General features: G+C 43.5%; 6 protein-coding genes and 1 rRNA gene (1 of these 7 cut by a window edge). 6 read left to right on the forward strand and 1 reads right to left on the reverse strand.

Annotated features, from left to right (window positions below; translation table 11 throughout):
* Positions 1-100 precede the first annotated feature (100 nt).
* Entirely contained in the window at positions 101-1813 is a 1713-nt protein-coding gene (gene ezrA / locus FGL80_RS03750; protein WP_147001810.1) for a septation ring formation regulator EzrA, read from the forward strand.
* A gap of 49 nt (positions 1814-1862) precedes the next feature.
* On the opposite strand, the gene FGL80_RS03755 is transcribed toward ezrA, so the two are convergent.
* Positions 1863-3263 (reverse strand): APC family permease, encoded by a 1401-nt coding sequence (locus FGL80_RS03755; protein WP_055308415.1) that lies wholly within the window; start codon positions 3261-3263, stop codon positions 1863-1865.
* Positions 3264-3390: 127 nt separating this feature from the next.
* On the opposite strand from FGL80_RS03755, the gene FGL80_RS03760 reads away from it, so the two are divergent.
* The 5 genes from FGL80_RS03760 to FGL80_RS03780 form a co-directional block, all read left to right on the forward strand.
* Positions 3391-3984: a nucleoside/nucleotide kinase family protein gene (locus tag FGL80_RS03760; RefSeq protein WP_055308414.1), complete on the forward strand. Its 594-nt coding sequence runs from the start codon at positions 3391-3393 to the stop codon at positions 3982-3984.
* Positions 3985-4290: 306 nt separating this feature from the next.
* Complete coding sequence (locus FGL80_RS03765; RefSeq protein ID WP_055308413.1) at positions 4291-5487, forward strand: aminotransferase class I/II-fold pyridoxal phosphate-dependent enzyme; 1197 nt, start codon at positions 4291-4293, stop codon at positions 5485-5487.
* Positions 5480-6472, forward strand: a complete 993-nt coding sequence (locus FGL80_RS03770; RefSeq protein WP_055308412.1) for a D-2-hydroxyacid dehydrogenase — start codon at positions 5480-5482, stop codon at positions 6470-6472. The genes FGL80_RS03765 and FGL80_RS03770 overlap by 8 nt, the downstream gene beginning before the upstream one ends.
* 63 nt (positions 6473-6535) lie before the next feature.
* Positions 6536-7591: a PTS sugar transporter subunit IIC gene (locus tag FGL80_RS03775; RefSeq protein WP_055308411.1), complete on the forward strand. Its 1056-nt coding sequence runs from the start codon at positions 6536-6538 to the stop codon at positions 7589-7591.
* A 574-nt stretch (positions 7592-8165) separates the two neighbouring features.
* Positions 8166-9264, forward strand: a 16S ribosomal RNA gene (locus tag FGL80_RS03780); it runs 448 nt beyond the window's last position.

The raw sequence follows: 9264 nt of genomic DNA on the forward strand, positions 1-9264 counted from the left end.
GTAAACGCGTTGAGATTTAGCAAAAAAAGGCGAGAAAATCGGCATAAAAAAAAGTGGCGTGATAAAATTGGAATAATCAATAAAAATGGGATAAAAACACATGAATTTAATTATATTAGCAATTGTTTTGGGTATTGTGGTCATTGCTTACTTGGCGATCTTTGTTATGCAGCGTGCCACCGTCAAAAAAGTCAACATCCTTAAAGATAGAAAAGCACAACTAATGTCTTTGAAGGTCCGCGATGAACTCGTTGAAGGCCGCAAGTTAGCCTTGACTGGGCAGTCACTGAAGGAATATCAAAATTTAGAGAGTCGTTTTAATGATGTTAAAAACAATAAATTTCTAAAAATTGACCAGCAAGCCAACCTTGTTTTGTTTGAAGCGCGCGGGATTAACTTCATTAAAACACGCCATGAGTTGGCCCGTTTTGAAGCCATGGTGGATGACACGGAACAAACGATTCATGACGTTCGCAATGGACTCGTTGAACTGAAAAAGATCAATGAAGCGCATCGTGAAGCCATTAATGAGCTGAAAAAGAAGTATGACGAGTTGCGTAAACGACTACTGGCTGAGAACTTTAAGTTTGGGCCAGCCAACGGTGCGCTTGATCAATTCTTGAAACAACTTGAGGCTGATTATGATGAATTTACCCGTTTAACTGAAGCTGGTGATCATGCAACTGCATCGGATATCTATGAACAATTGGCGATGGAAACAACGCAAATGGAAAAGATGATGACAGATATTCCGCCGTTGTTTGAAAAGCTTGATAAAGTTTATGTGGATCAACTCAATGAATTAGCACAAGGCCATGATGAACTAGTTGCCCAAGGTTATGTGTTCCCAAATGATACCCTGCAACAAGAACTACAAGCGATTGACCAACAACGCCAACAAGTGTTGCAATTGTTAGGTGATTTGAAGTTGAAAGAAGTATCTGAACAGAACGGTTACATCGAACGTCGCATTGACACACTCTACGACATGATGGAAACGGAAATTACCGCCCGACAACAAGTCATGAAAAATGCGAAGACATTGTCATCAGATCTTTTGCGGTTGCGTGAACAAAATAGTACATTGGCGATTGAACTGGATCGCTTAAGTCAGAGTTTCCAATTTAACCATAAGGAACTTGAAACACGTCGTGTGTTACTAGAACAAATCAATGCGGCAGAAGAACAAGTAAATCACAATGATGATTTGTTGGAATCTGCTGAAATGTCATACAGTGAATTACGGGCGAAGCAAGAAGCTTTGCTCAAGCATTTTGCCGAAATTGAAGCCCAACAAATTGACATGTGGGAAAAGATTTCTGGTTTGGAAAAAGCTAAGCGTTCTGCCCGTCAACTCGGTGGGGAATACCAGCAAGAAATTGAAAATATTAAGCACGCTGTTGAACGGATGAGTTTACCTGGTTTGCCTGCGACTTATCTAGAATATTTCTTTGCCGTGACGAATGAATTGGAACGACTCGCCAAGTCACTCAAAGCTGATTTAGTTGACATGGATGAGGTACAACGACAATTAAACATTGTGTCAGCAGATATTGATACCTTAAAAGAAAAGACGGACACGATTGTCGACCAAGCAGCGTTGACAGAACAATTGTTGCAGTACGCTAATCGCTATCGTGCCACTAATGAACGTGTGGCTGCGGCAAGCGAACAAGCACGGATGTTTTACGAACGAGATTACAATTTTGGTAAAGCGATGGATGTTTTGGGACCAGCACTGGATAGTGTTGAACCAGGGGTCTATGAGAAGTTAGTGGATGCTTATATGCGTCGCAAGACACCGTTACTTTAAAATTTGACCACATAAAAAGGACTGCATTTGCAGTCCTTTTTATGTGGCTTTAAGATAACTTTGAATTTCGTACACCGTAGATAGCGTACCAAACAATACCAGCAATGACCCAGAGGCTAAACAGGAACAATGTGTTGACGGGTAGTTTTGCGATCAACAATAGGCTAATCACGCCAGCAATGAATGGGAGCACTGGATAACCAGGCACTTTGAAACCGTCATGAGATAAGTCTTTCCGACGACGTAAGATTAAGATACCAAAGTTAATGAATGTGAAGGCTAACAAGGTACCGGCATTGATCAAACTCGCTAATGTGTTCAGTGGAATTAAACCAGCAAAGATTGATTCAACGACAACAGCAACGATTAATGCGTTAACTGGTAAACGTGAACCAGCAGAAATCCTACCTAATGGCTTTGGGAGTAACCCATCACGACCAAATGAGTAAGTGAGACGTGATGAGGCGTAGACAAGTGCCAAAATGGCTGTAAACATACCAATTAATGCACCGACAATGATGACAACAGAGAATTGCGTTTGGTGAATGGCTTGTAGGGCAAATGCTGCCGGATCATCCACGCCCAACTTTTTATAGTTCACAATACCAGTCAAAACAACGGCAAACAGTACATAGAGCAGGGCTGAAATCAAAACAGTCCCGATGATACCACGGGCCATCGTCTTTTGTGGATTTTTAACTTCGGCAGCATGTGCGGCAATGGTATCAAATCCCAAGAAGGCAAAGATGATACTTGCAGTGGCCGCCCAGATACCGTTTAAGCCAAAGACACCAGAATGGAATTCTTTTGGATAAAAAGGTACGTAGTTGGTGTGCTTAATAAAGAAAGAACCACCAATGATGAACAACCCTAGGATAGCAACCTTCACAACTACAGCAGCATTTTCGACCTTTTTAGATGTATTCAATCCGCGAGACAAAATTGCGGTGACGATTAAGATGATCAAAACGGCAAATAAATTCACCACGCCACCTTCTAGTGGGCCGGCCATCAGGCTTTTTGGCATGTGAATCCCAAAAATTGTGAGGAGGTTACCGAAATAAGCGGAAAAACCAGTCGCAATGGCTGAAACGGCTAAGAAGTATTCTAAGATAAGTGACCAACCTAGTAACCAGCCGATAATCTCACCATAGATGACACTCCCATAAGAATAAGCGGATCCGGCCACCGGCATCGCTGATGAAAATTCAGCAAAGGCCATACCAGATAGGCCAGAGAAGATGGCGGCAATCAAAAAGGCGACGGATACAGCCGGGCCAGCGTGTTGCGCAGCTTCGTGGCCAGGTAAGATGAAAATACCTGTTCCGATCACCGTCCCAACACCAAGACCAATGAGGTCGCGCGTTGTCAATTCGCGCGTCATATGAGAATCTGCATTAATGTAGTTTTGCACAGATTCACGTCTAAATGCTCTTGTGAAGATAGACATAACATTTCTCCCATACTATTTTAATTTAAACATAACTATTATTTTAACAAGTTGACGCGCGAATGTCTAACGTTGCTTGTAAAGATACGCTACAATAGAAATAATAACGAATCAGGATACAGGATATATGAAAGAAAATAAAGTATTTGTGATTACTGGGGCAACCGGCGTCGGCAAAACAACTATTGCACGATATTTACAAGATAATTTTCGTATGCCTCGTGTCATTACGCATACAACGCGTCCACCACGCGATCGCGAAGTCGAGGGTGTATCGTATTATTTTGAAGATGAGACGTCATTTGAGAAAAATCATTATCTTGAGCGGGTTAATTATGCTGGAGCGCAATATGGCTCATCTTATGAAGGACTGCAACGTGCCTGGGCGAAAAATCCTTATATCACGATTGTTTTGGATACGGCGGGGGCCATCACTTATGCGCGCGAACTAGGTGATCAGGCGGTCATTCTCTTTGTGACGGTGACAAGTCCCGATGTCTTAGTGGAACGGGTGCAAGTACGTGGGGATGATCCAACGGCGATTAAACAACGTGTGGCTTCGCCGGAATTTTTGCGGGACATGGTATTGCCGGATGCCTTAAAGGGTGTGGCTTACGAATTAGATAATGATGACTGGGCGAAAACAAAGACACAACTGGACTTGTTTGTTCATGATATTATGAATGGGCGTAGCGTGCCTAAAAATAAGCCGCTCGGTTAATACGATATTATATGATAAATTAGTAATAATGTGCTTGACTTTCACAAGGTAAAAGATTATGATTATCTCATAAATTAATGAAGGTTTTTAACAAATGACAGTCAAACACATAGAAAATGCAGAACAGTTTTACTTTTGGTATTTTAGGTAGCCTACCGTATACCAAAAGCATTTTGCATTGGTATTCGGAGGAGATGGTTCCGAATGCCTGATGAGTTTTGTCATGACTCAAGTTAGCGCACATTCGGAAACAACCGAATGTGCGTTTTTTTTGTTAAACCGAGTTGTGAATTAGAGGAGAAAATTATGCCACACGCAAAACCAGCCTTGCTATCATCATTTAACCAACGATTGGATCTCGTGAAGCCCAGTGCAATCCGTGCTTTCGATAATGAAGTCAGTGCCATTCCTGACATTTTAAAATTGACGTTGGGTGAGCCGGATTTTGATGTGCCAGAACATATTAAGCAGGCCGCTGTTCGTTCAATTGTTGAAAATGATTCACATTATGCGGCGTCTAACGGTACATTGGCTTTACGTCAAGCAGCTGCCGGCTTTTTGGCAGATCGCTATGGGGTTGACTATGATGCTGAAAGTGAAATTATTGTCACTGTTGGGGCAACGGAAGCGATTTATACGGTTGTGACATCACTATTAAATCCAGGGGATAAAGTATTGTTGCCAACGCCAATCTTTCCATTGTATATTCCGGTGACGTTAGTTGGCGGTGGCGAACCAGTATTTATTGATACATCAGCCAATGGATTTGTTTTAAGTCCGGAAATGTTAAAAGCAGCGATTGCAGAACATGGCGACAGCATTAAGGCGATTGTGTTGAACTTCCCGTCTAATCCAACCGGTGTGACTTATGACGAAGCAGCCGTTCGCGCTTTGGCTGAGGTGTTGCGTGATACGAATATTGTCGTCATTTCTGATGAAATTTATTCCGAATTAACCTATGAAACAACGCATGTTTCGATGGCACAATTCTTACCAGAACAAACTATTTTGCTTAACGGCGTCTCTAAGTCACACGCGATGACGGGTTACCGGATCGGTTTGTTAGCCGGGCCGGCAGAATTGGTGGCTAAATTGGGTTTGATTCACCAATTCACGATTACGACACCGACGAACTCAGCGATGGCAGCGGCAGCCGAAGCGTTAGGCACACCAGCCGGAAAAGCAGATACATTGGCAATGAAGGCCGAATATCAAGCGCGCCGTGACTATGTTTACCAAACGATGACTGACTTAGGGTTTGATATACCAAAACCAGCGGGTGCTTTCTATATTTTTGCTAAGATTCCAGCTGATTTACCGCAAGATGATGTAGCGTTTGCCCGTGACTTAGCGCAAAAAAACAAGCTCGCGGTTATTCCTGGTTCAGCTTTTGGCCCAGGTGGCGAAGGGTACGTACGATTGAGTTATGCCGCATCAATGGCAACATTGGAAGAAGCGATGGCGCGCTTAACAGCATATATCGAGGCGAATCGCCATGCCTAAAATTTTAATGACTAGCGTACGTGAAGATGAAGAGACGGCTATTGCTGCCTATGCGCAACAACACCATGTTGAGATTGATATTTCACGTGATGAATTGCACCCAGATAAACTACCGGATTTGCGTCAATATGATGGTTTGATTGTGCAACAAACTGCTAAAATCGGTGGGGATTCGGCATTCTACCGCACATTAGCACAACAGGGCTTGCAACAAATTACGACGCGAACAGCTGGCTATGACATGATCGAAGTGGCGTTAGCAAAAGAAGCTGGCTTAAAAGTCACCAATGTACCGGCCTATTCACCACGATCAGTGGCTGAAATGGCATTGATGCAAATTTTCCGGTTATTGCGCCGAACATGGGCTTTTGATCAGCGTGTTGCGCAACATGATTTTCGGTGGGGCGGCTTACAAGCAAGAGAAATTCATACAGTGACGGTAGGTATTATTGGAGCTGGCCGGATTGGGAGTACCTTGGCGCAATTATTACATGCACTTGGTGCACGTGTGTTGGGTTATGATATTAATCCCCAACCAGCCTACGAGTCATTTCTGACTTATGTCGACAAAGAGACGTTATTGGCTGAGAGTGATATTGTGAGTTTGCATGTTGATTTAAATCCATCATCAGTTGGCTTGCTGAGTGCAACGGACTTTGAACGTATGCCATCACATGCAGGTTTAGTTAATGCATCGCGTGGGCCAGTTGTTAATACGGATGATTTACTTACGGCACTGATGAGTGGTGAGATCGAAGCTGCAGCACTCGACACAGTTGAAGGTGAATCGGCGATATTTAATCATGACTTACGGCAACAGGGTGTAGCGGATCAACGTATTCAACAGTTACTTGATTTGCCAAATGTCATCATGACACCCCATGTGGCGTTTTATACGAACCTTGCCGTACAAAACATGATTGATATTGCATTGGATGATGTTTTATTGATCATTCAAGGCCAACCAGCATTACATGAAATTTAAAAAGCGCTTTTGCGCGTACATATATAGGTAACTATTGCAATGCGTGATAACGGGAGAAAAGAAATGAAGTCAAGTGTCGGTCGTGGCCAACAAATCAAGCAATTTATCGTTGATGTGCTAAATGGGACAAGTTTAGGGATTGTTATTACCCTGATTCCAAGTGCGCTAGTGAGTCAACTCTTGTTGCTCTTTCCTAATAGCGTGATTGCAGCAAATATTAATTTTATGACGACGTTGATTCAAAGTACGTTACCGCTTGTTGCTGGCTTTGCGGTGGGACATCTATTGAAATTATCCACGATTGACGCTGGCGCGATTGCTTTGGCAACGTTTGTGTCCTCGGGTGTTGTGACGAAAACAGCTACGGGGATGATGATTAGTGGGACTGGGGTTATTTTAAACATTGTTTTGATTACGCTGGTTGCGGCAATTTTAGTAAAGTTGACAACAACTGTGTTTGGTCATTTGAAGATGTTACTGCAACCGTTGATCGTTGTTTTGTTGGCGGGCGGATTGGGCTTGGTGACATTAGCGCCATTAAGACAAGTGCAGGTTCTGATGGGAGCAGCGGTTTCAGCAGCTACCCACTTGACGCCATTGTTGATGGGGGCTTTGCTTGGTATGGCCTTTGCCTTCCTTGTGGTGTCGCCGTTATCATCTGTCGGCATTGCAATGGCGATTAATTTATCCGGCGTTGGGTCTGGGGCGGCTAATGCGGGTATTGTTGTCGCAAGCTTTACCTTAGCGGCAATGGGCGCTAGTGTGAATCCTATTGGTGGTACTTTGGCACATTTTATTGGTTCGCCAAAAATTCAGATGGCCAATATGCTCTTGAAGCCAAAACTATTTATCCCAACAACGATTGGCGCGGGTATTATGGGTATTTTGGCAACGGTATTTGATGTCAAGGGGACGCCGTTTTCTGCTGGTTTTGGTTTTTCAGGCTTAATTGGACCGATGACGGCTTATGGGTTGTCTAATCAATCGACAAAAGCAGTATTGGATATTGTACTGGTTTTTGTCGTGTTACCTTGTGTATTAGCTATGACATTAAAGTGGTTATTTATCAAAAAATGGCATTTGATTAAACCGGAAGATCTTAAATTGACGTTGCAATAAAATGACTGATGGGAACAAACCTAACATAGTGAAAAAATTGGGTGAAATATCCAGTAAAAAGCGAACGAAGAAAGTGATAAAAAAGCCAACAAAGGTATAAAACGAACGTGTAAAAAAGAAGTAAAAAAGGGGTTGACGCAGGGGGATAAAGGCGGTATATTAGTATATGTTCTAACGGCGGCGGACAAGCAAGCGGTTACAGTGAGAGATTTCTGAAAGAAATTTCGAAAGAAGTAGTTGACAAGCGAAACGCGACGTAGTAGAATAATAAAGTTGTCTTAGCGGTGCGAAAGCGCAGCGGGGATGATTACGAAAAAACATTTTGAAAAAGGTGTTGACAAGTAATCAACCGCGTGATAAGATAATATAGTTGTCTCAGCGACAACAAGTAGCACATTGAAAACTGAACAAAACTTTGAACAAACGAATCTGTTACTAGTTATTAGCAGTAATAACTGAAACAAATTTGCGAAGTCAATTCGTAACAAACAATAAACGGATAGTCGTTATAGAGATATAGCAATTAGTCAGTTTAATCGAAGAGTACATCTTCAAACGATGAATTTAATTCATTTAAATTGAGAGTTTGATCCTGGCTCAGGATGAACGCTGGCGGCGTGCCTAATACATGCAAGTCGAACGCGCAGCGAAAGGTGCTTGCACCTTTCAAGCGAGTGGCGAACGGGTGAGTAACACGTGGATAACCTGCCTCAAGGCTGGGGATAACATTTGGAAACAGATGCTAATACCGAATAAAACTTAGTATCGCATGATACAAAGTTGAAAGGCGCTACGGCGTCACCTAGAGATGGGTCCGCGGTGCATTAGTTAGTTGGTGGGGTAAAGGCCTACCAAGACAATGATGCATAGCCGAGTTGAGAGACTGATCGGCCACATTGGGACTGAGACACGGCCCAAACTCCTACGGGAGGCTGCAGTAGGGAATCTTCCACAATGGGCGAAAGCCTGATGGAGCAACGCCGCGTGTGTGATGAAGGCTTTAGGGTCGTAAAGCACTGTTGTATGGGAAGAAATGCTAGAATAGGGAATGATTTTAGTTCGACGGTACCATACCAGAAAGGGACGGCTAAATACGTGCCAGCAGCCGCGGTAATACGTATGTCCCGAGCGTTATCCGGATTTATTGGGCGTAAAGCGAGCGCAGACGGTTGATTAAGTCTGATGTGAAAGCCCGGAGCTCAACTCCGGAATGGCATTGGAAACTGGTTAACTTGAGTGTTGTAGAGGTAAGTGGAACTCCATGTGTAGCGGTGGAATGCGTAGATATATGGAAGAACACCAGTGGCGAAGGCGGCTTACTGGACAACAACTGACGTTGAGGCTCGAAAGTGTGGGTAGCAAACAGGATTAGATACCCTGGTAGTCCACACCGTAAACGATGAATACTAGGTGTTAGGAGGTTTCCGCCTCTTAGTGCCGAAGCTAACGCATTAAGTATTCCGCCTGGGGAGTACGACCGCAAGGTTGAAACTCAAAGGAATTGACGGGACCCGCACAAGCGGTGGAGCATGTGGTTTAATTCGAAGCAACGCGAAGAACCTTACCAGGTCTTGACATCCTTTGAAGCTTTTAGAGATAGAAGTGTTCTCTTCGGAGACAAAGTGACAGGTGGTGCATGGTCGTCGTCAGCTCGTGTCGTGAGATGTTGGGTT

Source organism: Leuconostoc lactis (genome assembly GCF_007954625.1).
Taxonomy (GTDB): Bacteria; Bacillota; Bacilli; order Lactobacillales; family Lactobacillaceae; genus Leuconostoc; species Leuconostoc lactis_A.

Bases quoted from the DNA above. Each gene is read 5' to 3' on its own strand.
- FGL80_RS03770 (WP_055308412.1), top strand. From the start codon at position 5,480: ATGCCTAAAATTTTAATGACTAGCGTACGTGAAGATGAAGAGACGGCT.
- FGL80_RS03775 (WP_055308411.1), top strand. From the start codon at position 6,536: ATGAAGTCAAGTGTCGGTCGTGGCCAACAAATCAAGCAATTTATCGTT.
- ezrA (WP_147001810.1), top strand. From the start codon at position 101: ATGAATTTAATTATATTAGCAATTGTTTTGGGTATTGTGGTCATTGCT.
- FGL80_RS03760 (WP_055308414.1), top strand. From the start codon at position 3,391: ATGAAAGAAAATAAAGTATTTGTGATTACTGGGGCAACCGGCGTCGGC.
- FGL80_RS03765 (WP_055308413.1), top strand. From the start codon at position 4,291: ATGCCACACGCAAAACCAGCCTTGCTATCATCATTTAACCAACGATTG.
- FGL80_RS03755 (WP_055308415.1), bottom strand. From the start codon at position 3,263: ATGTCTATCTTCACAAGAGCATTTAGACGTGAATCTGTGCAAAACTAC.